Genomic DNA, 25,034 nt, shown 5'->3' with positions numbered 1-25,034 from the left:
CGCGCGGCCCGCTAGAAAAAGCTCTTGCCTTCGCCGCGATAGGTGGGCGCCTCGCCGACCACGCGGCCGCCGCGGATCAGCAGCAGCGTGTTGAAGCGTTCGCACAGTTCGCCGGCCTTCGCGTGTCGGAACAGGATCGGATCGCCGATCGCCGGTGCGACGCCGCGCGGCACGCGCACGGGCGTCTGCACCTCGCCCGCACCTTCGTTGTCGATCAGCGTGCAACCGGCCGGCAGCCACGGGCGGGGCAGCCGGCTCTTGCCGGCCGGGCCCGATGCGATATAACCGCCGCCCGAGCAGGTCACGATGCCCGGCTGCGGAATCCGCACGACCGGCAGCGCGAAGCCGGCGGCCGGTTGCGCATGAAACGCCGCATAGTGATCGAACAGCGCCGGCGCGTAGAGGCCGGAGCCGGCCGCGAGCTCGGTGACCGACGCATCGCCCAGCGTGCTTTCGAAGCTGCCGGTGCCGCCGCCGTTCACGAAGCGCAACCTGTAGCCGGCCGCCGCAAGCGCCTGCACGGCCGCGTGGCGGCGCGCGTTGATCTCGCGCGCCGAGCGGCGCTTCAGGTGGCGTACCAGCGCGTTGCGCGCGCCGTTGCCCGGCTCCGTGTCGGCCACGCCGGCGATCTGTCCTTCGTAACCCATCAGCCCGTCGAGCCGCACGTGCCGCCGCTCGCCGATGCGGTTCACGAGGGCGAGTGCGCTGGCCACGTCGCGCACCGGCGAGCGGTACATGCCGAAATACAGCCCCGGATACGCGGACGACATGTCGAGATCGATCGCGAGCGGGATCGTCACGCTTTCCGCGCGTGCGAGGCGGTCGATCGCGTCGACCTGGGCGGCAGCGTCGACCATCAGCGTGATCGAGCGGCCCCGCCTGAGCTGCGCGGCCACCGCGCGAAGGTCGTCGGCCTCGACGGTCGGATAGGCGACGACGATGTCGTCGAACCCGCCGTCCGCAAGCCACGCGGCTTCGCCCGCGGAATAACACAGCAGCCCCTGCATGAACGGGCCGGCGGCGAGCACCGCGCCGATCAGTTCGCGCGAGCGTACCGATTTCGTCGCGAGCCGGATCGGCACGCCGCGCGCCCGGCGTTTCAGGTCGGCGAGGTTCGCGTCGAGGCAGTCAAGATCGACGAATGCGGCGGGAAGGCGGCGGCCAGCGAGCGCGTCGCGATAGGTCGGATAGTCGTGGACGGCGGCGGGTGCGCGATGCGGAAGGTCTGCACGGCTCATGGAACGGGCTCGGCTGGGTGGGGTATGTGCCGCGCCGACCGTTCGGCGCGTGTCGGAAACCAGCATAGGGCCGGCCAAAATGACGACCAAGCGCTCAGCGGGTCGTTCGACGGGTCTTATCCGGCCATCCGTATCGGCCACGCGCACGCGTGAGCGTCGCGCCCCGTGAAGGTGGATCGTTGCTTGCTTGGTGTCGCGGCGCACATCGCGCGTGCCGGCGCGAACCACCGCCGGACGGGCACGACGCTCGACATCACGCGCGTGCCGATACGACAACGAAATGCGTTTCAAACGTCGTGCCGGCCATCGCCGCTGCGCGCGGGTTTAGTGCCCGCGTTCTAGTGCCGCTTTTGACTGCATGCCGGATTCGACCTAGAACCTACTCGCGGATGCACCGGCGAAGAACGGCATGACGTGACGAGGAGGCGACGTGAAGAAGAACAGGGCACTCTGGCGGCGCACGGGCGCGATCGCGGCGATCGGCGTGGCCGTCGTTGCGATCTGGCGATACGAAGCGGCGACACCGGCGCAAGCCGCGTCGTCCGGCACGCCGGTCGCGGCGGCGGGCACACGGTCCGGCGCGGCCGATGCGTTCGGTACCGGTACCGGCACCGGCGTCGTGACACCGGGCCCCGAGGAGCGACGGCTCGACGTCGACGCGCTGCGCCGCAGCCTTGCCGGGCGCCCCGATGCGGACGCGGAAGTGAAGCGCGTCGTTGCATTCGCGCGCTTCCGCGACGAGGTCGCCGCTTACGGCGATCGCCGCAACAGCCTGCCGCAAGCCGAACGCGACGCGCTCGCGCGCCGGATTCTCGACGAACTTCCCGACCACGTCGCGCGCAACGAGATCGTGCCCGTGCAGGCCGAAGCGCTGAGCGCGGCGCTGCTGACCGACACCGAAGCCGACCCGGCGACGCGCGGCGCGGCGATCCGGTCGATGCGCGCGCAATGGGACACCTATGCGCAGCGGACGGTCGGTCCGTCGCCGGCGCAGGACCCGCGCTATCTCTCGTACGAACAGCAGAGCCGCGACGTCGTCCGGCAGGTTCAGGCGAGCATTCCCGATCCCGACCAGCAGCAAGCCGTCATCGCGCAACGCCTGCAGGCGCTGCGCGTCCAGCTGTTCGACGGCGCTTCACCGTCCGGCGTGCACTGAGCGCCGAATCCGCGCGGCCGGGGCGCCGCCCGGCGGCCGCGTCATGTCCATCGACAAGGAGGGGAGATGTCCACAGCACGATGCCTGCTGCGCGCGGCCGTTGCCGCGCTGCTCGGTTGCGCGGCACTGAACGGTCACGCGGCCGATACGACGATGCCGGATCCATCGGTTCCTTATTATTCGTGGTACGAAGTGACGTTGCCCGAGAGCACCGGCGCATCGTGCGGCAACGGCACGCCGATGCGCTTCTACATCAATCGCGCGCAGTCGGACAACCTGCTGTACATGATGGAGCCGGGCGGCGCGTGCTGGGACTACGGCACCTGCACGCAGACGTCGACCGGTGCCGAGGCCGGCCTCGGCGGCTTCAATCCGGACGGCATTCCGCACAACTACATGAACGGCACCGCGAACGAGAGCCTGCTGTCGTCGTTCCTGTCGCCGCTGCTGACGCGCATGGATCTCGCGCACATTCTCGTCGGCGAGCCGAAGGTCGAAACGCAGCAATGGACACAGGTTTTCGTGCCCTATTGCACCGGAGATATCCACATGGGCAGCGCGGTGCGCAACTACACGTCGCCGTCCGGCGACTGGCGCCTGCAGCACTACAGCGGGCTGAAGAACATCCAGGCCGTCGCGCAGTGGCTGACGTCGCACGGCTTCGGCAAGCCGAACCGGCTGCTCGTGTACGGGATGAGCGCGGGCGGTTACGGCACGCTCGCGAACTACGCGACGCTGCGCAACACGCTGCAGCCGCAGGCGCACAGTTCGCTGCTCGACGACGCCGGCACGGTGTTCAACACGCCGTTCGATGCGGACGCGGCCACGCATCCGTCGGTCGGCCTGTACGACCGCGTGCGCACCGAGTGGGGGATGACGGGCCCCGACGGGATGATCACCGTGAACAGCCGGCTGACCAGCCGGTTCGACCCCGGCAACATGGGGAGCGCGTACGCGGCGCTGTCGGCGACCTTTCCGCATGATCGCTTCGGTTTTTCCAGCTACCAGCGCGACAAGATCATCGCCGCGTATCACTATCGCGCGTTCGTGCCGGCCGTGATCGCTGCGCCGGACGACGCGACGAAGGACGCGCTGTCGCTCGCGATGTTCGGGACGGAGCTGGACGGGCTGAAGCAGACGCTGAACCCGTTGCCGAACTTCGGCTACTTCATGCCGTGGGCGCGCAACGACTTCATCGCCAACCATCAGGTAACGGCGGTCAGCTTCACCGGGTCGGGGATCCACGAGAACGGCACCGACGCGGATATCGGCACCTTCGTCGACAACCTGCTGAACCAGCAGGACCCGGCCGAGACGCCGGTGATGAAGGCGTTCCGCACGCAGCAGTGGTCGGATTTCACGTTCTCGACGTTTCTCGCGTGGATCGACAGCGTGTTCAACCTGACCGGCGAAGCGGGGCCGATCTCGGGGCACCGGGCGTGAACGGGTGACGGAGGCGCGGTGCGCTGCCCCGCGCCGCGCCGCCGTGTCGCCGTTGCGCCTGGCGTGCGCGTTCAGTACGAATCGTCGTCGAAGCGGGACGATGCCGGCCGGCGCTTCATGTCCTTCAGCCATTCCCTGACGTTGTCCGGGTCGTCGAATTCGCGCACCGCGATGGTCAGGTCCTGGTTGCTGCGCTGCATGCCGGCAATGTCGCGCGTCAGTATCCGCATGACCGTATCGGGCGCGATCTTGACGGACGATGCGATGCCGTAGGTTCGGCGGAAGTGGGTCTCGACGTGCCGGATCTCCTGGTCCAGCTCGCGCACCTGTTCCTCCAGGATGCCGTTGTAGCGCATCAGCCGGTCTTCGCCGAGGCCGTCGATCGCGCGCCGGTCGATCTGCTCGATCTCCAGCTGCAGTTCCAGCAGTTGCAGCAGGTTGCCTTTCGCATACGCGTGGTTGACCCGCTGCATCAGCACGGTCTTGCGTTCCTGTTCCTTCGGATCGGTTTCGCGATCGGGATGCAGCACGCTCGCGAGCTTGCGATAGACGTCGCGGATCGACTTGCTCGATTCGGCCTGCTCGGCTTCGCGCCTCGCTTGCGCCGCCGATTGCCGGGGCGCCTTCTTGCGTTTCGCGCGCTGCGCCTCGCGGGCCTCGTGCTCGGCCATGTCGCGCCTGAACTGTTCGTCCAGCTCGGCTTGCATGCGCTCGGCGAGTTCGTCGGCCGACAGCGTGTCGAGATCGTCTTCCTGCGCGGGGGCGGGCGCCGGTTCCGGTGCCTGCTTCGGCCGTGCGCGATCGGCTGCCGTGCGGTCGTCGTCGCCGGATGCGCGGTGCCGGTTGTAGAGGATCTTCAACTGCGCGTCGTCGCTGACGTCGAGCAGGTCGCGCGCCATGTTCGCGATCACGTCGGACAGCGTGCGCTGCTCGGCCTTGCTCAAGCCCTTTTGCAGGAACGCGTCGTCGAGCCGGTTGAGCAAGCTGATCCGCAACGCCGTCGCCGCCTGCTCGAGCGGCAGCAGCCCGTCGACGAATTTCTTGTGGAAGGCCGGCGTCACGGCGTCCCATGCGCCGAGACGTTCGCGCCGCGCTTCGATCTGCTGGACGAGCGTATTGAACGTCTTCTGGGCTTTCGACAGGCTGGCTGTCTCGTGGCCGGGCGCAATGACGACCGCGGCACCGCGTCGTGCGGTCATGGTGAATGTCCTCCGGCCGCGGCAGGACGCGCAGCAGGCCGGTATTCTAGCCGGATGTGCGGCCCGCCGCGCGGAACGGCCCGCTTCGCCGACACTTCCGCCAGCGCGTTACGGCCGCGGCGCGGCGACCGCAGGTGCGCCCGAGTCCGTGCCCGGTGTGCCGCCCGGCCCATAGGCGGCAGCGGCGTTGTTGCGTTCCGCGAGACGCTTGGCAGTCAGGCGCTCCTGCGCGGCGACGATGTCGCCCGGATAGTTGTCCCCGTTGCTGGCGACCGGGTCGTAGCCGACGGCTTCGAGGTCGAACAGTTCCTGGCGTACCTGCGCACGCGTGAGCGTCGAGTGCGACGACTGCGCGTACGACACGGCCGGAGCGGCGAGCAGGGCAGTCGCGGCAGCGGTGGCGACGACGACGGTGGCGATGATCGATTTCATGATTTCCTCAGACGGTTGCGTGGCGGTTCACCGAACCGACGAAGCAAGTTTAGGAATCCATGCCGGCGGGATAAATGCCGATTCCGGGTGAACTGTGTTTCCGGAATGCGCCACAGTGGGCGACGGGCGACGGGCGTGCGGCCATGCCGCCACGTCGTCAGTCGCCGAACAACTGCCCCTGCCCGGAGATCACGCGTTCGAAATCGTCGCGCAGGAACGGCAGGATCGCGTCGGCCACGGGCTGCAGCTGGCGGCTCAGGTAGAACGCGTAGTCGATCGGCGAGCGCATCGTCTCGAGCGGCTCGGGGCCGGCCGTCGTCATCACGTAGCTGATCCAGCCGCCGCGCTGGTATTGCAGCGGCCGGCCCTGCGCGTGGTTGAACTCGTCGGCGATCCGTGCCGCGCGCACGTGCGGCGGCACGTTGCGCTCGTATTCGCGCAACGGCCGGCGCACGCGCTTGCGGTAGACGAGCTGGTCGTCGAATTCGCCGGCCAGCGTGCGCTGCACGTAGTCGCGAATGAAATCCTGGTAGGGCTCGCGGCTGAACACGCGTCGATACAGCTCGCGCTGGAACTGCTGCGCGAGCGGCGTCCAGTCGGTGCGCACCGTTTCGAGCCCCTTGAACACGAGATCCTCGCCGCCGTCGGCCGCCGCCGCGAGGCCCGCGTAACGCTTCTTGCTGCCTTCTTCCGCACCGCGCACGGTCGGCATCAGGAAGCGGCGGTAGTGCCGCTCGTACTGCAGTTCCAGCGCGCTCTCGAGCCCGAACTGGTCGCGCAGGTGCGCGTGCCACCAGCGGTTCACGTGCGCCACGAGCGCGCGGCCCTTGGCGCCGGCTTCGTCGTCGTCGTGCGCGCGGCCGAGCCACACGAACGTCGAATCGGTATCGCCATAAATCACTTCGTAGCCCTGCGCTTCGATCAGCTCGCGCGTGCGGTGCATGATCTCGTGCCCGCGCATCGTGATCGACGACGCGAGGCGCGGGTCGAAGAAGCGGCAGCCGGTCGAGCCGAGCACGCCGTAGAACGAATTCATGATGATCTTCAGCGCCTGCGACAGCGGCGCGTTGCGCTGCCGCTTCGCATCGTCGCGGCCTTCCCACACGCGGCGCACGATATCGGGCAGGCAGTGTGCGGCACGCGAGAAGCGCGCGCCGAGAAAGCCGGGCACCGATGCGTCGTCACCGGGATTCGCGAGCCCTTCGATCAGCCCGACCGGATCGATCAGGAACGTGCGGATGATCGACGGATAGAGGCTCTTGTAGTCGAACACGAGCACCGAGTCGTACAGCCCGGGGCGCGAATCCATCACGAAGCCGCCGGGGCTGTTTTGCCCGGTCACGTCGCCGAGGTTCGGCGCGACGTAGCCGAGCCGGTGCATGCGGGGCAGGTACAGGTGCGTGAAGGCCGCGACCGACCCGCCGGTGCGATCGGCCGCGAGGCCCGTCACGCTCGCGCGTTCGAGCGCGAAGGACAGCAGGTCCGCCTTGTCGAAGATGCGCGTGACGAGCTCGCAGTCCTTCAGGTTGTAGCGTGCGAGCGCCGGCTTGTCGTGATCGAAGCGGCGCTGGATCTCGTCCATCCGCTGGTACGGATTGTCGATCGACTTGCCTTCGCCGAGCAGCGCCTGCGACACGTATTCGAGGCTGAACGACGGGAACGTCCACGTCGCGGATTTCAGCATGTCGATGCCGTCGAGGATCAGCCGGCCGGCCGCGCCCGCGAAGAAGTGATCCGGCTGCTGGCCGTGCGCGCGCCAGTCGAGCACGCTGCCGCCGCGCCCGAGCTTCAGCGGCACGCCGTACTGCTCCGAATGCGCATGCAGGATGCGCAGGTCGAACTGCACGAGGTTCCAGCCGATCACGGCATCGGGATCGTGTGTTTCGAACCAGTCGTTGAGCCGCGTGAGTATCGCGGCGCGGCTGTCGCAATAGTCGAGGTCGAAGTCCCGCGTGCCCGCGTCGTTGCCCGCTTCGCTGCTTGCATCGCCGTTCGGCGGGCCGAGCATGTAGACCTGCCGCTGCCCGCAGCCTTCGAGCGCGATCGAATACAGCTCGCCGTGGACGCTGGTTTCGATGTCGAGCGACACGCAGCGCAGGGCCGGGCGATAGCCGGTCGCGGATTTCAGCTCGGTGCCGGTCAGCGTGCCGTCGCGGCCGGGCCGGCCGCGAAACTGCACGCATGCCGTGATGAAGCGTTCCATCGCGTAGCGGTCGGGTGGTTGCACGTCGGCTTCGTAGACGTCGACGCCCGCTGCGGCGAGGCGTTTTTGCAGCCCGGACAGATGGCGATAGCGCTTGCAATAGAGGCCGACGACGGGGCGCTGCCGGAAATCGCGCAGCGTGAGCGGGCGCAGCTCGGCGTCGTGCTCGCCGGCCAGCGTGCGTTCAGCGAGCGCCTGCTGTTCGGCGGGGATGAACGCGACGGCTTCCTGCGGGCGCAGGCGCACGCGGCGCGGACCGTGTTCGGTTGCCAGCCAGAACTCGATCTCGATGCCGGATGCGGTGTCCCGCCAGTGGCGGGTGAGGATGAAACCCTGCTCGAACGCCGTCAAAACGCTTGCTCGTCGTGAATGCCCAGGCGGCGGATTTTAGCGCTTGAATGGCGGCCGTGCCGACGGTGGTGTGCGTGGCAACAGGTGGCAGGAAGCCGGCGCGCGATGCGCGATCTTCCGCGTGCCGGCTCGCGTTCGGGTTTTTCGACGCGATTGACGTCCGGCGCGCGACGGAAAGAAGGCGACTACTCGCGACGCAGCGTTTCGAGCACGGCGGATGGCGGTTGCCGGCACGCGCCGTAGTCATTGGACTGCAACCTGGGCATCATGCCGACGACGAAGTCGATGAACGTTCTCACCTTGGCCGGAACGTGGTTCCGGCTGGGGTAGTAGACGTAAAGCGGGAACGTCTCGTCGCACCAGTCGGTCAGCACCGGCTCCAGTGTGCCGGCACGCAGGTGCGTGTCGATTCCGAGGTCGATCACCTGGGCGATCCCGAAGCCTGCAACGCAGGCGCCGATCTTGGTGCCCGCATCCGTGACGGTCAGGCTGCCGGTTACGGCCACTTTCACTTTTTCGCCGTCACGCCAGAATTCCCAGTCGAAGGGGCGGCCGGTAGCCGGGTCGATGGCCAGGATGCATTCGTGGCCGTCGTCGACCAGATCCTGCGGCGACCCCGGCCGGCCGCGTCGCTCGAGGTAGGACGGTGCGGCCACCGTCAGCACCCGTGGGCTGTACAGCCTTCGACAGACCAAGGTGGAAACGGATGGGGGGCCAAAGCGGATGGCGAGATCGAAGCCGTCGCTGACGAGGTCCGAGAGGTCGTTCCGGGTCTCCAGCTTCAGGTGCAGAGCGGGGTGTTCCTTCATGAACCGGGCCAGCTCCGGTGCGAGCACAAGGCGGGCGAATGCGGCATCGCACGCCACACGGAGCGTGCCGCTGGCGACCGAGGCCTGGCCGGAAGTGCCGGCGGTCGCCTCCTCGATCCCCTGCAGTAACGGCAGCACCTTCGACAACAGTTCGTGGCCCGCGTCCGTCACTTCGACGTGCCGGCTGGTGCGATGCACGAGCTTCGCGCGCAGGCGGTCCTCCAGTCGCTGGATCGCGCGACTGACCGCGGGCTGGGTCCTGCCCAGGCGGGAGGCCGCTCGACCGAAGCTCCCGGATTCGGCCAGGGCCGCAAGGACAAGCAAGCCACTTACCAGTCCTCCGTCGAGGTCTTCCATGATCCATGTGTTCCTGTAATGGCAGCGATAACCGGGTCGCCGTAGCCGACGGCGGGGGCGATCGCTCACTATACGAGCGGTTCACTATCGAGGAAAGCCAGCCATGACCCAGACCCAGGCCGTAGTCGCATTGATCGACGACTACTTCAATTTGGCTTACGAGCCGAAGAGCCGCGACTTCGACAAGGTTTTTCACCCGAGCTGCGTGATTCAGTGGCTCGATGAAGGCCGGTTTCGCACGCTGGCGTCGCACGAGTATGCGGCGCTCATCAACGGGAGGCCGAGTCCGCGATCGACCGGCGCGCCCAGGGACGAGGCGATCCTCTCGATGGCGCATGTGTCGGACGGCCTTTCAACGGCTACGGTGCGGGTGCGAATCGGCAACCGGCTGTTCAACGATCACTTCGTCATCCACAAGGTGGACGGCAGCTGGTTGATCGCAACCAAGGCGTCCGCCGTGGTGCGTACGTTCGACTGAAGCGGCGCACGGCAGATGCGCATCGGGTTCCCGGTTTTTTTTGCGTCAACGAAATGCGGTGTCTCGGCATCGACGGGGGAATCCGTAATGGGACCCTGCTCGAACGCCGTCAAGATATCCGCTCGTCGTGGATGCCCGGGCGGCCGATTTCAGCGCTTGCGCGGGGCTGCGCCGGCGCGGGAGGCGCGATACCGTTCCGGCATCCGGTCGATGATCGTAAGATTCGGGCTCGATTGAACCCGTCAAGGATCATTGAATGAAACTCGCGATTGATCGCGTCGCACGTGTTGCCGGCTGTGTCGTCGTTGCGGCCTGCCTGTGTGGAAGCGGGCGTGCGATATGCGCTTCCCCGAAAGTGAAGGCACTGCCGGCGACCACGGAAGCCAACTGGATACAGGCGGTCAGGCAGCATCGGACAAAAGATGGCGCAACGGTTGCCGAAGTGCTGTCCTATGCGGAAAAAATGAGGCCGCGCATCTTCAAGGCCGGACGATTCGAAGTGGGTTACAACGGCGCGACCGGCGTTGCCAGCTCGGTTTCGATCGGCTACTGGATCGGAACGAAGCGCGCGCCGGACGATGCGTTCGTCGATCTCGGCTATTCGATGTCGCCCGATGGCCGCGTGATGCCCGTCCCGCCGGACGCGCACACGGCCACGGCATTGGAGAACGGACGGAAGGCGTTTCTGCGTGCCGTCGACGACGCCTATCGGGACACATGCGTGTCCGATCCCGATCATCCGCCGGCATGCTGATGAATCCCGCCCGATTGACGTCACGGAACCATCGTTCGTAGAATCGCCGGTCAAGAACAACATCATTCTGAGAGAGGCGCCATGAATGCGTACCGCATGATGGACGCAATTGCGGAACGGCCGGCTCGGCAAGCATCGCTTGTCGCGTTCAATTTCCGGCCCGGCAATCGTGCTCCGATTCGCCACCGCAGGGCCGGGCAGTCCTGCTTCGGTCGCGATGACGTGCCGACACATCGCGAGCTGCGTGGGAGCGCATGACGCATGCCGACCTGACTTCGCCTGCCTCGTTTCCAGTCGCCGCTGGTGAAAGCCTCCATGCCGCAGTCGACCGGCCTGTCGCTCGACATGAGCGAAGGCAATCGACCGCAAAACCGCACGCATCCACCGATCCCGATTGAATTCGGCTCGCTGTCGCTCGTCCTCGGGTTGCCGGGGCGGGCCCTTCTGCGCGACATGCTCGAGGGTCTTGGCCGTGCAGCCGGTTCGCCGGAAACGGTCGCAACCGGTGCGTCGCCCCGGTCGGGGCCGTGGGTCGTTGCCCGGAAGCACCACACGAAACGCACACGCGCATTCTCCCGGCGGATGCCCGGCCGTCCTGTTGCTGCAGGGAGGGCGTGGCTGTTCGATTTGCCTGGAAGTGCGGCGCCGCACGCATTGCCGATGAACCCATTTACCTCGGACTCCCCATGAACGCCTCCTCCCGGCAAATTTCCTTACCCGGTATCGCCGCGCTCATCGCGGCGGTCATCACCACGGCGCAATTTCTGATCGGCCTCTACGTGTGGTCGACGAAGTCTTCGCCGTCCGTGAATATGCTGGCCGTGCAACTGTCCACTTTCATCGGGAGCCTGGTGTTTCGAAGCGGCCTGGTGTTCCTGATCGTCCGCTGGCACGGAGAGTACCGGGATCAGCTCGCATTCCGTCGCCCCGCGTTGCCGCTGACGGCCTTTGCGTTATGCCTGCTGGTCTGGCAGGCCGCGCAGGTGCTGGTATTCCAGGCGCTCGTGGGCATGTTGCGCGGTGGTTCTCTCAGCCTGACGCACATCGTGACGCTCATCGCGCCGGTGAATGCCGTTCTCTATGCGCTCGTCGCCTGGCTTGCGTGGTGGTTCGTCACCCACCTGTTTCGCAACGACGCGTTGCCCGGGGCGCCGCGCGGCAATGCGCGGCGGCGCATTGCGGGTCTCGCGGCCTGGTTGTTTGCCAGCGTATTGCTGCTTTTCATGACGCAGGCCGTGATGATCCTGCTCGACCATTTCGACGACGATCTCAAGCTCGTGATGCTGAACTACGTCGGGGGGATCGTCGTGCCCGCCGCGATCGTCTTCGCAGGCGCGATGCTCGGCCTGCCTCGCGATCTCGGTCGGCTGCACGTCCGGCGTCTGCTGGGGGCGTCGCTTGCGTCGATGGTATCGGTCCTGCTGCTGGCTTATGCGGTGCTGCGCCTCGTGGGCGACGTGCTCGGAATAGCCAGCCTGATGTCCGGCATGATGCCGGTCGTCGTTCTCGCCGGAACCGGCGCGGCCTACTGGGTGTGGTTCCGCGTGTTCTATGCCGCTGTGCGTCGCGAGACCGCCGGACCGTCGCAAGGCATGCCGTCGGCGTGAAACCCGCAAGCGGATATGGCGTGATCCGCGTGCGCGACAAGACGACCCGCGGCGATTCGGCAGCGTGCGCATCGGCGCACGTGCCCTACACCCACGCGACATCCCGCTTCAAGTGCTCTGCCCGTTGCGGCCGCTGATACAGATACCCCTGCGCATACTGAATCCCGACCGTCTGCAGCGCGCGATGCTGCGCTTCCGTTTCCACGCCCTCCGCGATGATCTTCAGGTCGTAGTGATGCGCGACGGACGCGATCCCCTCGATCAATCCCGCGCTGCCGCCGTTCAGTTGCGAGACGAACTGGCGATCGATCTTCACGTAGTCGAACGGAAAACGCGACAGCATGTCGAGATTGCTGTGATGCGTGCCGAAATCGTCGATCGCGAATTTCGCGCCTTTCGCTCTCAGCGCATGGAAGATCGCGGTGGTCCGCGCGTTCTTCTCGAGCAGGATGCGCTCGGTGACTTCGAGCACCAGCGTAAAGCCGGGCGGCAGTGCGCGAATCGCATCCTCGACGATCGACACGAACCGCGTGCGCTCGAGATCCTTCGGCGCGATGTTGACGGCGATGCGCAGCGGCGTTGACGGCGTCAGCGCGGAGAGTTCCGACACGGCGGTCCGCAGCACGAATTCGGTCACTTTCGGCAGCACCGCGCTCGATTCGACCTGCGGGATGAACACCGCCGGGCTGATGGCCCCCCACTTCGGATGCTGCCAGCGCAGCAGCGCCTCGACGCCGACGGTCCTGCGCGTCCCGACCTCGACGATCGGCTGGTACACGACATGGAGTTCGTCGCGCCTGAGCGCGTTGCGCACGGCCTTCAGGAGCAGCCGGCGCGGTGCCATCGCCAGCAGGTAGGCCGCCATCACGAGACCATCCGCCAGCAGCACGATCGTGATGCCGATCAGCCGATAGTGGTGCCGAACCTGCGACGCGTAGCGCGTGGATGCCGCAACCGACACCGTGAACGGCCAGCGGGGCGACACGATCGTGCTGCCGCGTGCGGGTTCCGCTGCCGATTCCGGCGCGAACTTCCCGTACTGATCGAGATGGCCCGAGCCCGCGATCGACAGCGTCGCGGTTTCCGTCCCGTAGCGGGCGCCGTGCGCGAGCGCGTCGGCCACGTAGTCACCCTCGACCAGGTAGAGCACGCCCGCGCCGGGCGCGGTGGCGTAAAACACGGGCAGCACCGGGATGCCCTGCTGGAACGGCGTCTGGCGCAGCAGCGTGACGAGCGTCGAACCCGGCTCCGGCTCGTGCGTGTACGCGCCCAGCGGCAAGTCGATTGCCCCCAGCGCCGACGAGCACATGACGCGGCCGTCGTACACCAGCGCGACGGCGCGCAGGTAGCGCAGGCGCGTGCCTATCTCGGCGAGCGTCCGGAATACCGCCGAGCATGGCCGCCCGACGAGTGCGGTGAGTTCGTCCACATGTCGCAGGCGCGCGCCGTCCAGGATGCGGTCGACCGATGCCACGATGTCGTTCGCCACGACGTGTTCATGTTCGATGACGGTATCGCGCGCATAGCGGTCGGCAAGCGCGATCGCGAAGGCCGGCACGAGTACGCAAACGATAACGGCGACGAACAAGACGACCCGCGGCCACGCGCCGCTGCGCTGGAACACTGGTTTCGAGCCTGGCGTGAACGCCGACATTCCCGCGGTCGCCTTTGGTGTTGTGTGTTGGGAGAGGCAAGTCGTACCGGTCGATACATCGACGGCACGCCTGCGTCATGCGCGCCGCCATCTCGATGCGATCGATCCTACGATCGCGACGGACACCCGTGACCGCCGCGTCGCAATGGGCCGTTCATTCCGAGGCTTGCCTCCATGAACATGCGCATTCGGCGCATATGAACTGGCGGAGCACACCGAAAAAACCCCGGCCGCATGGTCTTGCGGCCGGGACGAAAAAACACCGTCTCTTGGCACGAGGATGGTGCGCGGCAAGTATAAGATGTGATGAGAGATTACGAAATATTGTTATTCAACAATTGGTGTAATTTTGTCATTGTGTCTCGACAGGAAACATTCTTTCGGGATGCTGTCTTTGCCGACTTGCCCGCGGTCCGCGTTCGGTCGCCGCGCGATACGGTCGCATGTCTCGCCGGAGCTTCGGGATGGAAGAAAATACCGTGCCCACGGTCATCGTGACCGATGGTGCAGCCGCAGCCGACGGCGGTTCGCTGTGGATCCGGATCGACGTGAACGGGCAGGCCCGCGATTACGTGCTCGATCGCGCGCTCGCGTCGCGCGGCACGCCGCGCTACAACACCATCCGCGGCGCAGATGGTCCGCTTTCGAAAGACGAACGAAAGGAAGCGCTTGCGCTGCTGCGCAGCATTGCCGACCCCGCGATGTGGGCCGGCATGGTCGGCACGTTCACGCAGGTGTTGCAGGCGTCCCAAGATGAGTGAACGATGCGGTGCCCGCGCGTCGCGCGGGCCGCGATTCAGAAATCGTCGCGCATCTTGCGCAGCAGGTCACCGCCCGACTGGTGCGTGTCCACCGCGGTGAGCACATCGGTCAGGAACCACGGCAGGTTCAGTTGCGTATTGGAATCGCCGACGCATACGCGGATCGGCGGCGCCTTCGACGGCGAGCGCGCGTCGGGCGTGGCGCTGCGGGAGGGCACGCAGTTGTTCGCATGCATTTCAACGGGAACCGGCCCGGCGCTGCCGGATGGTGCACCGGCGGCCGCCGGCAAGCTGACGGCGGCAAGCAGGGTCAGGATAGCGACAGCGGCAACGCGTTTCATGGGATTCTCCGGCGATGCTCGTTCGACCGCGCGGGTGGACGCGAGTTCGTGGGCGGCGCGGTTGTGCACTGCGCTCAGTGGCGCTCAGCCGCGGGCGACGCTCGCCGTCCGCGCGGGCTGCCGGCTGCGCCACTGCTGCGGCGATTCGCCGGTCCAGCGCCGAAAGGCGCGCGTAAATGCGCTGTGTTCCGAATACCCGAGCAGCCACGCGACTTCCGCGAGGGTCAGCCGCGGATCGTTCAGGTGGTCGATCGCGAGCCGCCGCCGCGTGTCCTCGCGCAGTGTCCGGAAGTTGAGCCCGAGTTCGGCAAGCCGCCGATGCAGCGTGCGCGACGACACATGCAGGTCCGACGCGATCTGTTCGATGCTCGCTTCACCATGCGTCAGCAGGCGCGCGACGGCTTCGCGCACCGACTGTTCGAGATCGTCCGTCTGCCGCAACTCGGCCAGCAGCGCGCTTGCCTGGCGTTCCATCATCTGCAGCAGCGCGTCGTCCGGTTGGCGCAGCGGCTGTGTGAGCAGGTGCAGCGGGAACGCGAGGCGGTTCACCGGCTGGCCGAACCGCACCGGGCAACCGAAGTAGTCGACGTACGGCCGATCGTCGCCGGGCGACGGGTGCACGAAGCAGACTTCGTCGGGCCCGTCACGCGTGCCGGTGATGTTGCGTGCGAACTGGACGATGGCCGTGAGCGCGACTTCGTCGACGAGCGGGCCGAGCGGCTCGGGCGCATCGTGCCATTCGATCGCGACCGACGTCGCCTCGACCCGCACTTCCATGCGCGCGACGTTCGCGATCAGGTGTTCGTATTGCTGCCAGCGCGCGAGCGCGGCGCCGGCATCGCGGCACGCATGCAGCGCGTAGCCGAGCGCGCCGAGATGGGCCGGCGTGATCCGCTGGCCGACGTGCAGGCCGAGCAGCGGATCGTCGAGCGCCCGCACCGCGCATTCGAGCAGGCGCCGCCAGTGCGCGCTCGCGTACAGCGTGAGCCCGCGGTCGTCCTCGGGCGGCCGCGCTTCGCCCAGCACGCATGCGGCGTCTTTACCCTGCTCGGACAGATAGTCGAACAGCAGCCGCACGTAGGTGCTCGAGTAGTAGACGCGCTGCGTCGATAGCGGGGAGGCGGCGGGCATGGCGGAAAGTGTCAAGTAATCGTCGGCAAGTGTCAACGCGGAGCGACCCGCGCGCGACCATACTGCCCGGCAGTTCCTGATCGAGGCTGCGAACATGCCGACCGAGTTGATGACGTGGCTCCATGCGTTCCTGGGTAACGACGTGGACTGGAAGCAGGTGCTGCTGATCGGCATGACGCCGGTCTTCCTGATCGCGTTCGCGATCGAATACGCAGTGATGACCGGGCGCGGCCGCCGCGAGCCGTTTCGCTGGAAGGAGATCGTCGCGAACCTGTCGCTCGGCGCCGGCTATCAGGTGGCCGAGACCATGATGGGGCTCCTGTTCACCGGTGCGATCTTCGCGTGGGTCTACCGGCACCGGCTGTTCGACGTGCCGGTGAACGGCCTCACGATCGTGCCGATCTTCGTCGTCGTGGAATTCTGCTACTACTGGTTTCATCGCACGTCGCACCGCGTGCGCTGGTTCTGGGCCGCGCACGTGCCGCATCACAGCGGTGAAGTGATGAACTTCACGACGGCGATGCGGCAGTCTCTGCTGAACGCGTTCGTCGGCGTGTTCCTGTTCTACCTGCCGCCCGTGTGGTTCGGCATCCCGCCCGCGGTCGTGCTGTTCCTGCTCGCGGTCGATCTCGTGTACCAGTACTTCGTGCATACCGAAGCGATCGGGCGGCTGCCGCGCTGGTTCGAGTACGTGTTCGACACGCCGTCGAACCATCGCGCGCATCACGGCCGCAATCCGCGCTACATCGACAGGAACTACGGCGGCGTGCTGATCGTCCTCGATCGCCTGTTCGGCACCTACGTCGAGGAAACGGAGCCGGTCGACTACGGGATCACGCAGCAGATTCGTTCGTACAACTTCCTGGTTCTGAACCTGCACGAATTCGTCGACATGTGGCGTGACGTATTCGCGCCGGGGCCGATCCTGCAGCGGCTGAAGCATCTGTGGATGCCGCCCGAATGGGAGCGGCCGGGGCATCGGCCGATCCATACGTGGAGCGTCGAACGCAAGGGTGAAGAAGATACCGCGACTGCAGCGCGTGCCATGGCTGAGGACGGTGCGCCGGCGCAAGGGCGCAAGATCGTACAAGCCACCCCGACGCGATCCGGCTAACCTGCGTGCTTTTCTCGGCGAAAGGCGTGGCGGCAATGACGCAGAAAGTATTCTGGGACGATCCCTACCGGACCACGCTGGATACCGTCGTCACGCACGTCGACGGCGAACGCGTGCAGGTGGACGCGACCATCTTCTTCGCGTTTTCGGGCGGACAGGAAAGCGACGCGGGTTCGCTCGGCGGCTATCAGGTCATCCGCGCCGAAAAGCAGGGTCTCGACATCGTCTACACGCTGCCGCACGATCATTTGCTGAATGTCGGGGATCGCGTGACCTGGCGCATCGACTGGGTGCGCCGGTACCGGCTGATGCGCCTGCACTTCGCGGCGGAAATGGTGCTGCAACTGGTCTACCGGCTCCGGCCCGGTATCGAGCGCATCGGCGCGCATATCGGGCAGGACAAGGCACGCATCGACTTCGCGAGCGATACGAGCCTGTCGCCGTTGCTTCCGGAGATCGAATCGGCCGCGGCCGATCTGTCGATGCGCGACCTGCGCATCGTGACCGGCTTCAGCGATGTCGACGCGCAACGCCGCTTCTGGACGGTCGACGGCTTCGCGACGATGGCGTGCGGCGGCACGCATCCGGCGTCGACCGGCGAGATCGGCATGCTGACGCTCAAGCGCCGGAATACCGGGAAGGGCAAGGAGCGGATCGAGGTCATGCTGGTCGAGCCCGGGATGCTCAGCGGGCAGGGGGGCGGTCGGGTTGCGTGAGCGTCGGAAGTGCATGCCGGGCCGGTTGAGCGCCGTCGCCGATCCGCGATTCGCCTGAGTCCGCGTTCTGCGCATGTATATTGGCGATCCATGCATCGAATGGCCGGCGCTTTCGCGCGGCTTCGTTTGCAGGTCACCCTGCGCACGCGTCGCCGACTGTCCGCATCGCGGCGCTCGCGGTGAACAATCCAGCGCAAGCATAAAAACAGCGAACATTCCGAGCCCGCACATGAGCGATACCGATATCGTGTTTCAACCGACGGTGGACGATCTGGTCCACGCTTACCGCCTGAATCTTTGGCGCAGATATAACTGGAAATATCTGCTCAAGGCATTCGCGATCACGTCGATAGCGTATGCCGTCCTTTTGTTCGGTGGTTTCCGGGTGGCAAGCGGCGCGTTGCCGGATTGGCGGAACGTCTGGTGGATGGTGGGAATCGCGGCGGTGGTCACGATCGGCGTGCCGCTGCTCAACCATCTGCTGTTGCGTCGTGCCGCTCGCAAGATCTACAGCCAGCAAAAGACCCTCCAGCAGCCGCACACGGTCATCTGGCGCAGCGACCATTTCGTGGTCGATTCCCCGACCTCGCACGAGGAATTTCGCTTCGCGGATCTCGTTCACTGGAGCGAGGATCGTTTTGTGATCCTGCTTTATCAGTCGGCGGTGATGTTCCGCCTCATCCCGAAGCGGGTGCTCGCGGCGTCGCAGGTGGACCTCCTGCACCGGACGCTGCTTCAGAACGGCGTCCGCAAGATCTAGCAGGCAGGCGCGTGCATGCTGAAACCCGGGCGAGGTGCAGCGTCCGGGTTTCGAAACGGGCTTGTCGCGCGCGGCGTTGCCTGCATCACGTCACTGATACCCGTAACACTGCTTCAACCCCGCGTAGTCGTAGAAGTGACTGCCGGGCGTGAGCTTCGCGCCGTCGCATGCAGCCTGGAAATCCGTTTCGCGCTCGTTGTACAGCATCTTCACGATGAGACGCGATCCGTTGCGATAGATATCCCACTGCATGTTCGCGGCCATCGGCGACACCTGATCGCCGCGCCATGGGTTGTTCGCGTACGTGTACGTCTGCGCTTGCGGCGTCGGAACGAACACGTTCTTCAGGTTCATGATCGACGCAAACGGAATCATGATCTCCGCGTGCGTGAAGCGCAGCTTCGCGGCGTGGGTCAGGTCGCCGCGCGCGATCGCATCGACTTCGCCGAAGAAATCGTCCTGCAGCACCTTCGCCATCCGGTACGTGACGGGGTTCGCTTCCTGGATGCCGGGCCCCTTCTGGTAGTAGTCCTCCGCATCCTGCAGATACGCGAGATACTGCGCCTGCTCCGCGCCGATGTACTTCTCCATCGTGACGCCGCCCGTTTCCGCCGTCATCGCGGGCGCGACCTGCAACAGGTTGTACAGCACGTTCACCGCATCGACAGCCGTCGCGATCTTCGTCTTGCCGTCGCCCTTCAGCGTGTTGGTGAACTTGCCGTCCGCCGACGTGAACGCATAGGTGCCCGTGTTCGCGAACGTGTAGCCGCTGGTGCCGAGCTTCGCGATGAATGCCTGCGATACGAGCGCGGACAGCACCGTTTGCGCGACGTCGGCCGCCTGCGGCGCGGCCTTGATCGCGTTGAGCTTTGCGGCCACCGTCGCGTCGTTCGCATAGGCCTGGTAGGCCTGGCTCGCCTGGTAGGTCGCGTAGTACGGATTGCCCGCATCGGTCACGAGGTCGGTGGCCGGCTTCAGGGAGTGGAAGTACAGCAGGAAACGGTTGGTGCCGGCCGGCTGCGCGACCGGCGCGCTCGCGGGATAACCGGACGGCGCGGCCGGCAGCGTGATCGCCGGGGCCAGTGCCGGTTGCGCGGCCACGAGCGACGCGGAGAAAAAGGTCGAACTGTCGACCGCGCGGTCCTGGCCCGAGTTGACGACGACGATCTGCCGGTTCCCGGCCGCGAACAGCGCCGGCAGCCGCTGCGCGAGGCGCGCGGCGAGTTGCTGGTGTTCACGGATGCCGGTTTGCGTGAGGTTGCCGTACCCGGGCGTGGAGATGCCCGCCACGCCATAGCCGAGCAGCGCATTGGCTTTCATCATCGCGTACGTATCGGCCTTGAGCTGTGCGCCGAGCGCGGTCAGGGCGCCGTCGGCTTCGGCCTTGACCAGCATCGCGTAGATCGCGCCGTCGTACTTGAAACCCGACAGCCCGCGCGAGCCGTGGCGCGCGACGAGTTCGGTGTAGACGGGCGCGTAGCCGGCGGGCGGTGCTTCGTACGTCGCGGCGTCCTGCTGCGGACGGTATGGCGTCTTCGTCTGGTAATAGGTCGCGGGTGCCGGCGTGGGCTGGGGTTGCGGTTGCGGTGCGGGCGTCGAGCCGCTGTTGTCGGCCGAGGCCGCGGGCGGTGTCGAATCGTCCCCGCCGCAAGCGGCGAGCAGCAGGCAGGCAACGGCAAGGGCGGCGGCGGTGCGGGTCGGGCGTGTCATCGTGGTGTGCAACGGGCGGGACGATGCGGTTTCGCGTCGTCCCGTCTCCGGGAGGGATCGATCAAGCCCGGAAGTGTTGCAAGCGACTTTGACAGCAGAATGTCAGGATTCGGTCGGGCAATCGTCGGATGGCCGCCGGATCGAGGGTGGCCGGCCGTCGCCAGCCGGTGTGCCGGCGGTCAGTGCAGGCCGGCCGATGCGATCGAGCGCACGGTGTCGGTGATGTTCACGCAGCGCGACAGGCCGAAATGCTCGGCTTCCCGGCGCTCCGGTTCGCTGCTCGCGATCCCCACCGCGCGTTCGGGCGGTACGCCGAGTGCCTGCAGTGCGACGTCGAAAGGATGCTGGTTTGATCCGGAGTCCTGCTGATTGGCGTCGGTGACGACGACCGAGAAGCGGTCGAGGTTCGCGCGGCCGAACTGGCCTTCGAACATGTCGCTGAGCCGTGCAGCCGGCAGCGTCGTGACGAGACCGAGTCGATATCCTTCTTCCGATGCCCGGTCGAGCCACTGGATGATCGCGTCGCGTTGATGACGCGATTCATGCGAATCCGGTGTTGCTTCGATTTGCGCGAATGCTGCGTCGAGACGGGTGACGATGGCTTCGATAACCACGGTGATTCCTCTTCAGAAACGTGATGATCCGTTCGCCGACGGGAATGCCACACACCTTAGCGTCGATCCTGAAAACACAACCAATTAATATTTTTATCCGACCTATACGATTCGACTAATGAATCGGGGTGTCAGCCAGAACCGGCGCGGGATGCGTGTCGCGCGACATTTTTCGAGCGACAAGCCTCGCATCGACGGTTTTCGATGTGATGCACCAAACTCGCGCACGTTGTGGATGCAACCGTTATATGCATATAAAAAAACGGCATATCGAGCGATGGCCGCCCGATATGCCGTTGTGCGATGCTGCGTGCGAGTCGTCGCTCAGTGCAGCTTGATCGACGGCTGGTTGCGGCTTTGCAGCCAGTGGCTCAGCGACTGGAACAGCGCGCGCTTCACGCCGACCACGCTGAACAGGTGCTTGCGATACAGGAACTTATACAGGCCGATCGCGGCGAGCCCGTCGACGATCAGCGAGCGCGAACGCACGCCGAGGTCGGCCTGGTACACGGCGCCCGCATGCCCGAGCGACACGACGGTGCCTGCATCACGGAACGTGAAGCCGGCCACCGGCTTGCCGGCGACACGGCGCGCGAACGCGTTGACCAGATACACGGCCTGCTGGTACGCAACCTGCGCGCGCGGCGGCAGGAAGCCGCTCGCACCGGCCGTCGGGCATGCGGCGCAGTCGCCGAACGCATACACGTGCGGATCGTCGGGCGTCTGCAGCGTGTCGGTCACGATCACCTGGTTCGCACGATTGAGCGCGATGTCGCCGATTTCGCGCAGCATCGCGGGGCCCGCCACGCCGGCCGCCCAGATCGTGATGTCGCTCGCGAGCCGTTCGCCCGTCGCGGTCGTCACCGCATCCGCGCCGACTTCCGCGACGCGGGTATCGGTCAGCACGTCCACGTTCAGCGCGCGAAGCTGCGCGTGCATCTTGCCGGACAGCCGCGCGTCGAGTGCCGGCAGGATGCGCGGGCCGCCTTCGATCAACCGGATGTGCACGTCGCGTGCGGATACCAGCGCCTTGAAGCGGTACGTCGTCAGCTGCTGGATCGCATGCCGCAATGCCGCGGCCAGCTCGACGCCCGTCGCACCCGCGCCGATCACGTTGATGCAGATCGGCGCCGCGCGTCGCGCGGGCTGCTGCTCGGCCAGGTGATTCGCCTTCGTGCAGGCCGCGAGGAACTTCCGGCGGAAATCCTCGGCCTGGTCGAGGTTTTCGAGCGGCAGCGCATGGCGCGCGGCACCCGGTACGTTGAAGAAGTTCGTCACGCTGCCGACGGCGAGCACGAGGTCGTCATAGTCGAGTTCGCGCTGCGGCAGGATTTCCGTGCCGTCCGCGTCCTGCACGGCCGCGATCGTTGCGGTGCGTGCCGCGCGGTCGACCCGCTGCAACGCGCCCTGCACGAAACGGAAACCGTGGCGCTTTGCTTGCGCCGCGTACTCGATCGTGTGCGATGCCGGGTCGCGATGGCCCGATGCGGCTTCGTGCAGCAGCGGCTTCCAGAAGTGCGTCGGGTAGCGGTCGACGAGCACGACTTCGGCTTGCCCGCGGCGTCCGACCGTATCGCCGAGACGCGTGGCGAGGTGCAGGCCGCCGGCGCCGCCGCCGACGATCACGATGCGCGGCAGGCGCGGTGCGCGGTCCGTTGCAAGGTTGGGCGTGGTGTTGTCCATGTGGGGCTCCCGCTGAATGACGATTCGGATGACATTGCTCAAGAACCGACGATATAGTTTCGAACCCACTCGAACAATTTAATGTTTATAAGCGACTCATATGTATTCACTTATAGGAAAGACCGCGACGTTCCGGCAGCTGAAGGCGCTGGACATGATTGCGCGGCTCGGCAGCGTGTCGCGGGCGGCCGAGGAGCTGAACCTGACGCAGCCGGCCGTGTCGCTGCAGGTTCGCCTGCTCGAGGAGGCGGTGGGCGCCGCCTTGCTGCAGCGGGTGGGGCGCGGGGTACAGCTGACCGCGGCCGGCGAGATCGTGTCGCGCTATGCGCGCGAGATCCTGCATCTGTGGAGCGAGGCCGGCGACGAAGTGGCCGCGCTGACGGGCGATCTCGGCGGCACGCTGCGGATCGGCGCGATCACGACGGCCGAGTACCTGATTCCGCCGCTGCTCGTGAAATTCACCGCGACACGTCCGCATGTGAAGACTTATTTCAAGGTTGGAAATCGCGACGACATCATCCGCATGCTCGCCACGCATGAAATCGATCTCGCGGTGATGGGCAGCGCGCCGAAGGAATTGCGTACGCATGCGGTGGAGTTCGCGAAGCATCCGATGGTGTTCGTCGCGGCGCCTGGCCATCCGCTGATGCAGCGCAAGCGCATCTCGCTGAAGGATCTCGAATCCGCGCACCTGCTCGTGCGCGAACGCGGCGCGGGCACGCGCTCGACCGTCGAGAACCTGTTCAAGACGGCCGGCCACCGCTTCCATGTGGGCTCCGAACTGTCGAGCAACGAGGCGATCAAGCAGATGGCCGAAGCCGGGCTCGGTGTCGCGTTCCTGTCGTTGCACGCGTGTGCACTCGAATTGCGCACCGGGCTGCTCGGGCAACTGCCGTTCCCCGGCAACCCGATCGAACGCGAATGGTATGTGGTCACGCTCGCCGACCGGCGCATTTCGCAGGTCACGGGGCTGTTCCGCGATTTCCTGATCAAGCAGGGCGCGCCGGTGATCGACGGCGCGACGGTGGCACCGCACGAGCGGCGGCGCAAGTAGGTAGACGATGCCGGCCGCGCCGACACCGGCCGCGCGGCCGGTCAGACGAGCCCGAAGTCGTCGTTGCTGTCGGGGATCGACGCGAGCAGCCGTTCGAGCCGGTACCAGCCGACGACGCGCAGGCACCGGGCGGCGAGCGTGGTGCGGTCGTTGCGGGAGCGGGGGCCGGACGAGGGGCGGGTGGCGGCGGGCGACGGCGCGGTGAGCGCGGTGCGTTGCGCGAGGCAGTGAGGCATGACGGTCTCCGTAGGTGTCGGATGGGGCCATCGTAAGCGGCACGGCGCCGGCCGGCGCACACGCAAGGATGGCCCCGAGCAGAAACGGATGATCTTTTTCTGCTCGGCCCGCGTGAGCCGCCGGCAGGCCCGGCAGGCGGGCCAAAAACGCGTCACAATGCGCGTTCGACATCCCCATCAACCGGAGGAAGGCCATGAGCGATGCGATTCTCGCGGCGCCGACGGACAACGGCGTCCCGGTCAGCCTGCGCTCCAGCCGCGGGCTCGGCTGGCAGGGCTTCGGCGCGTCGCTGCTGGAAATCCGCGCGGGCACCTACCGGATTCCGGCGGCCGAGCATCACCGGATCGGCGTGCATATCGGCGGGCCCGTTCGCGCGGATTGCGTGTGCGACGGCGAGCGCGTATCGCGTATCCAGGCGCATGGCGACGTCGACGTGATTCCGGCCGGCTTGCCCGGCCAGTGGACCGACAGCGCCGACTGCCGGATCCTGCACATCATGCTCAGCGACACGTTCGTGCGGCGCACCGTCGAGCAGCTCGAACTGAAGCCGTCGCAGGGGCAGATCCGCCGCCGGCTGCAGGTGCGCGACCCGCGCCTTCAGCACATTGCGTGGGCGATGGCGGCCGAACTCGAAGCGGAGGACGCGTCGGATCCGCTCTATGCGGAAAGCCTGTGCACGGCGCTCGTCGCGCGGCTGGTCGACGGCCAGCCGGCGTTTCGCGAGCGCCGCCGCACGCTCGCGCCGAAGGCGGCCGCACGCGTGATCGACTATGTCGAAGCGAATCTCGAGCGGCGCATGACGCTTGCCGAACTCGCGGCGCTCGTGTCGATCAGCGTCCCGCATTTCAAGGTGCTGTTCCGCGAAACGCTCGGGATGCCCGTGCACCAGTATGTCGTGCGGCGCCGCGTCGAGCGGGCGAAGGCGTTGTTGCTCGAAGGTCGGCTGAGTATCAGCCAGATCGCGCTCGAAGCCGGGTTTGCGCACCAGAGTCACATGGCGAACTGGATGAATCGCGTGGTGGGTGCGACACCGACGGAGATTGCGCGATCGGGGGAGCGGGGTGGGTTGAGGCTGGCGTATGACGGCGAGGGGGACGCGAAGCCCTCGCGTCGCTAGCCTCGGCGGCGTGACGGGTGGGTGGGGCGCAGCGCGATCCGTGCGCGGCCCCGCATCCCGTCATCCTTTCCTGCTGTATTCATCCCTCCCTGCGCGCCGTTCCCTCCGCCCGACC

General features: G+C 66.5%; 24 protein-coding genes. 12 read left to right on the top strand and 12 right to left on the bottom strand.

Annotated elements, in window-relative coordinates:
• Positions 1-11: 11 nt before the first annotated feature.
• The gene (locus tag L810_RS08840; RefSeq protein ID WP_021158027.1) at positions 12-1,238 is read right to left on the bottom strand and encodes an amino acid deaminase/aldolase; all 1,227 of its coding nucleotides are present in this window, start codon (positions 1,236-1,238) and stop codon (positions 12-14) included.
• 430 nt (positions 1,239-1,668) lie between these two features.
• Here L810_RS08840 and plcR point away from each other — a divergent pair, with 430 nt between their 5' ends.
• Positions 1,669-2,394 carry a phospholipase C accessory protein PlcR gene (plcR, locus tag L810_RS08835; protein WP_021158024.1) on the top strand — a complete coding sequence of 242 codons (726 nt, stop codon included), beginning with the start codon at positions 1,669-1,671 and terminating at the stop codon, positions 2,392-2,394.
• A gap of 66 nt (positions 2,395-2,460) precedes the next feature.
• On the top strand, positions 2,461-3,837 hold the full coding sequence (locus L810_RS08830; protein ID WP_021158023.1) for a pectin acetylesterase-family hydrolase: 1,377 nt from the start codon (positions 2,461-2,463) through the stop codon (positions 3,835-3,837).
• Between the two features lie 71 nt (positions 3,838-3,908).
• Here L810_RS08830 and L810_RS08825 read toward each other — a convergent pair whose 3' ends face one another.
• From L810_RS08825 to L810_RS08810, 4 genes are all read right to left on the bottom strand, one after another.
• Positions 3,909-5,036 (bottom strand): J domain-containing protein, encoded by a 1,128-nt coding sequence (locus L810_RS08825; RefSeq protein WP_021158022.1) that lies wholly within the window; start codon positions 5,034-5,036, stop codon positions 3,909-3,911.
• Positions 5,037-5,144: 108 nt separating this feature from the next.
• Positions 5,145-5,468 (bottom strand): DUF4148 domain-containing protein, encoded by a 324-nt coding sequence (locus tag L810_RS08820; protein WP_021158021.1) that lies wholly within the window; start codon positions 5,466-5,468, stop codon positions 5,145-5,147.
• 157 nt (positions 5,469-5,625) lie between these two features.
• Positions 5,626-8,022: a DNA polymerase II gene (locus L810_RS08815; RefSeq protein WP_021158020.1), complete on the bottom strand. Its 2,397-nt coding sequence runs from the start codon at positions 8,020-8,022 to the stop codon at positions 5,626-5,628.
• 185 nt (positions 8,023-8,207) lie between these two features.
• Complete coding sequence (locus L810_RS08810; RefSeq protein ID WP_021158019.1) at positions 8,208-9,188, bottom strand: LysR family transcriptional regulator; 981 nt, start codon at positions 9,186-9,188, stop codon at positions 8,208-8,210.
• A 103-nt stretch (positions 9,189-9,291) separates the two neighbouring features.
• Here L810_RS08810 and L810_RS08805 point away from each other — a divergent pair, with 103 nt between their 5' ends.
• From L810_RS08805 to L810_RS08795, 4 genes are all read left to right on the top strand, one after another.
• The gene (locus L810_RS08805) at positions 9,292-9,666 is read left to right on the top strand and encodes a nuclear transport factor 2 family protein (RefSeq protein ID WP_021158018.1); all 375 of its coding nucleotides are present in this window, start codon (positions 9,292-9,294) and stop codon (positions 9,664-9,666) included.
• Positions 9,667-9,922: 256 nt separating this feature from the next.
• A complete protein-coding gene (locus L810_RS46955; protein ID WP_021158016.1) occupies positions 9,923-10,420 on the top strand; it encodes a hypothetical protein in 498 nt (165 codons plus the stop codon).
• 315 nt (positions 10,421-10,735) lie between these two features.
• The gene (locus L810_RS46950; protein WP_021158015.1) at positions 10,736-11,110 is read left to right on the top strand and encodes a hypothetical protein; all 375 of its coding nucleotides are present in this window, start codon (positions 10,736-10,738) and stop codon (positions 11,108-11,110) included.
• Positions 11,107-12,027 carry a hypothetical protein gene (locus tag L810_RS08795; RefSeq protein ID WP_021158014.1) on the top strand — a complete coding sequence of 307 codons (921 nt, stop codon included), beginning with the start codon at positions 11,107-11,109 and terminating at the stop codon, positions 12,025-12,027. The genes L810_RS46950 and L810_RS08795 overlap by 4 nt, the downstream gene beginning before the upstream one ends.
• A gap of 85 nt (positions 12,028-12,112) precedes the next feature.
• Here L810_RS08795 and L810_RS08790 read toward each other — a convergent pair whose 3' ends face one another.
• Complete coding sequence (locus tag L810_RS08790; RefSeq protein ID WP_042973830.1) at positions 12,113-13,681, bottom strand: EAL domain-containing protein; 1,569 nt, start codon at positions 13,679-13,681, stop codon at positions 12,113-12,115.
• Between the two features lie 464 nt (positions 13,682-14,145).
• On the opposite strand from L810_RS08790, the gene L810_RS08785 reads away from it, so the two are divergent.
• A complete protein-coding gene (locus L810_RS08785) occupies positions 14,146-14,442 on the top strand; it encodes a hypothetical protein (RefSeq protein ID WP_021158012.1) in 297 nt (98 codons plus the stop codon).
• Positions 14,443-14,477: 35 nt separating this feature from the next.
• On the opposite strand, the gene L810_RS08780 is transcribed toward L810_RS08785, so the two are convergent.
• Together L810_RS08780 and L810_RS08775 are read right to left on the bottom strand one after the other, a co-directional pair.
• Positions 14,478-14,783 (bottom strand): hypothetical protein, encoded by a 306-nt coding sequence (locus tag L810_RS08780; protein WP_042973829.1) that lies wholly within the window; start codon positions 14,781-14,783, stop codon positions 14,478-14,480.
• Between the two features lie 84 nt (positions 14,784-14,867).
• A complete protein-coding gene (locus L810_RS08775) occupies positions 14,868-15,914 on the bottom strand; it encodes an AraC family transcriptional regulator (protein WP_021158010.1) in 1,047 nt (348 codons plus the stop codon).
• A gap of 94 nt (positions 15,915-16,008) precedes the next feature.
• Here L810_RS08775 and L810_RS08770 point away from each other — a divergent pair, with 94 nt between their 5' ends.
• The 3 genes from L810_RS08770 (at position 16,009) to L810_RS08760 (ending at position 18,504) form a co-directional block, all read left to right on the top strand.
• On the top strand, positions 16,009-17,028 hold the full coding sequence (locus L810_RS08770; RefSeq protein ID WP_021158009.1) for a sterol desaturase family protein: 1,020 nt from the start codon (positions 16,009-16,011) through the stop codon (positions 17,026-17,028).
• Positions 17,029-17,063: 35 nt separating this feature from the next.
• The gene (locus L810_RS08765; RefSeq protein ID WP_021158008.1) at positions 17,064-17,744 is read left to right on the top strand and encodes an alanyl-tRNA editing protein; all 681 of its coding nucleotides are present in this window, start codon (positions 17,064-17,066) and stop codon (positions 17,742-17,744) included.
• A gap of 229 nt (positions 17,745-17,973) precedes the next feature.
• Entirely contained in the window at positions 17,974-18,504 is a 531-nt protein-coding gene (locus L810_RS08760) for a YcxB family protein (RefSeq protein ID WP_021158006.1), read from the top strand.
• 90 nt (positions 18,505-18,594) lie between these two features.
• Here the strand turns inward: L810_RS08760 and L810_RS08755 are convergent, their stop codons facing one another.
• From L810_RS08755 to L810_RS08745, 3 genes are all read right to left on the bottom strand, one after another.
• The gene (locus L810_RS08755) at positions 18,595-20,214 is read right to left on the bottom strand and encodes a histidine-type phosphatase (RefSeq protein WP_021158005.1); all 1,620 of its coding nucleotides are present in this window, start codon (positions 20,212-20,214) and stop codon (positions 18,595-18,597) included.
• Between the two features lie 179 nt (positions 20,215-20,393).
• Positions 20,394-20,828 (bottom strand): hypothetical protein, encoded by a 435-nt coding sequence (locus L810_RS08750; RefSeq protein ID WP_021158004.1) that lies wholly within the window; start codon positions 20,826-20,828, stop codon positions 20,394-20,396.
• Positions 20,829-21,152: 324 nt separating this feature from the next.
• The gene (locus L810_RS08745) at positions 21,153-22,511 is read right to left on the bottom strand and encodes an NAD(P)/FAD-dependent oxidoreductase (protein WP_021158003.1); all 1,359 of its coding nucleotides are present in this window, start codon (positions 22,509-22,511) and stop codon (positions 21,153-21,155) included.
• A 100-nt stretch (positions 22,512-22,611) separates the two neighbouring features.
• Between L810_RS08745 and L810_RS08740 the strand changes: the two genes are divergently transcribed.
• Positions 22,612-23,565: a LysR family transcriptional regulator gene (locus L810_RS08740; RefSeq protein ID WP_021158002.1), complete on the top strand. Its 954-nt coding sequence runs from the start codon at positions 22,612-22,614 to the stop codon at positions 23,563-23,565.
• A gap of 41 nt (positions 23,566-23,606) precedes the next feature.
• On the opposite strand, the gene L810_RS08735 is transcribed toward L810_RS08740, so the two are convergent.
• Positions 23,607-23,801 (bottom strand): hypothetical protein, encoded by a 195-nt coding sequence (locus tag L810_RS08735; RefSeq protein WP_021158001.1) that lies wholly within the window; start codon positions 23,799-23,801, stop codon positions 23,607-23,609.
• A 194-nt stretch (positions 23,802-23,995) separates the two neighbouring features.
• On the opposite strand from L810_RS08735, the gene L810_RS08730 reads away from it, so the two are divergent.
• Positions 23,996-24,919, top strand: coding sequence for an AraC family transcriptional regulator (locus tag L810_RS08730; RefSeq protein ID WP_021158000.1), 924 nt, complete (start codon positions 23,996-23,998; stop codon positions 24,917-24,919).
• Positions 24,920-25,034 lie beyond the last annotated feature (115 nt).

It is taken from the genome of Burkholderia sp. AU4i (assembly GCF_000466765.1).
GTDB lineage: Bacteria > Pseudomonadota > Gammaproteobacteria > Burkholderiales > Burkholderiaceae > Burkholderia > Burkholderia cepacia.
This window is presented reverse-complemented; position numbering and strand designations above follow the sequence as displayed.

Excerpts from the sequence above, each read along its gene's own strand:
- L810_RS08780 (WP_042973829.1), bottom strand. The coding sequence starts at position 14,783 with ATGAAACGCGTTGCCGCTGTCGCTATCCTGACCCTGCTTGCCGCCGTC.
- L810_RS08775 (WP_021158010.1), bottom strand. The coding sequence starts at position 15,914 with ATGCCCGCCGCCTCCCCGCTATCGACGCAGCGCGTCTACTACTCGAGC.
- L810_RS08765 (WP_021158008.1), top strand. The coding sequence starts at position 17,064 with ATGACGCAGAAAGTATTCTGGGACGATCCCTACCGGACCACGCTGGAT.
- L810_RS08830 (WP_021158023.1), top strand. The coding sequence starts at position 2,461 with ATGTCCACAGCACGATGCCTGCTGCGCGCGGCCGTTGCCGCGCTGCTC.
- L810_RS08730 (WP_021158000.1), top strand. The coding sequence starts at position 23,996 with ATGAGCGATGCGATTCTCGCGGCGCCGACGGACAACGGCGTCCCGGTC.
- L810_RS08760 (WP_021158006.1), top strand. The coding sequence starts at position 17,974 with ATGAGCGATACCGATATCGTGTTTCAACCGACGGTGGACGATCTGGTC.
- L810_RS08795 (WP_021158014.1), top strand. The coding sequence starts at position 11,107 with ATGAACGCCTCCTCCCGGCAAATTTCCTTACCCGGTATCGCCGCGCTC.
- L810_RS08820 (WP_021158021.1), bottom strand. The coding sequence starts at position 5,468 with ATGAAATCGATCATCGCCACCGTCGTCGTCGCCACCGCTGCCGCGACT.
- L810_RS08755 (WP_021158005.1), bottom strand. The coding sequence starts at position 20,214 with ATGACACGCCCGACCCGCACCGCCGCCGCCCTTGCCGTTGCCTGCCTG.
- L810_RS08740 (WP_021158002.1), top strand. The coding sequence starts at position 22,612 with ATGTATTCACTTATAGGAAAGACCGCGACGTTCCGGCAGCTGAAGGCG.
- L810_RS08785 (WP_021158012.1), top strand. The coding sequence starts at position 14,146 with ATGGAAGAAAATACCGTGCCCACGGTCATCGTGACCGATGGTGCAGCC.
- L810_RS08810 (WP_021158019.1), bottom strand. The coding sequence starts at position 9,188 with ATGGAAGACCTCGACGGAGGACTGGTAAGTGGCTTGCTTGTCCTTGCG.
- L810_RS08805 (WP_021158018.1), top strand. The coding sequence starts at position 9,292 with ATGACCCAGACCCAGGCCGTAGTCGCATTGATCGACGACTACTTCAAT.
- L810_RS08735 (WP_021158001.1), bottom strand. The coding sequence starts at position 23,801 with ATGCCTCACTGCCTCGCGCAACGCACCGCGCTCACCGCGCCGTCGCCC.
- L810_RS08790 (WP_042973830.1), bottom strand. The coding sequence starts at position 13,681 with ATGTCGGCGTTCACGCCAGGCTCGAAACCAGTGTTCCAGCGCAGCGGC.
- L810_RS08840 (WP_021158027.1), bottom strand. The coding sequence starts at position 1,238 with ATGAGCCGTGCAGACCTTCCGCATCGCGCACCCGCCGCCGTCCACGAC.
- L810_RS08745 (WP_021158003.1), bottom strand. The coding sequence starts at position 22,511 with ATGGACAACACCACGCCCAACCTTGCAACGGACCGCGCACCGCGCCTG.
- L810_RS46955 (WP_021158016.1), top strand. The coding sequence starts at position 9,923 with ATGAAACTCGCGATTGATCGCGTCGCACGTGTTGCCGGCTGTGTCGTC.
- L810_RS08770 (WP_021158009.1), top strand. The coding sequence starts at position 16,009 with ATGCCGACCGAGTTGATGACGTGGCTCCATGCGTTCCTGGGTAACGAC.
- L810_RS46950 (WP_021158015.1), top strand. The coding sequence starts at position 10,736 with ATGCCGCAGTCGACCGGCCTGTCGCTCGACATGAGCGAAGGCAATCGA.
- L810_RS08825 (WP_021158022.1), bottom strand. The coding sequence starts at position 5,036 with ATGACCGCACGACGCGGTGCCGCGGTCGTCATTGCGCCCGGCCACGAG.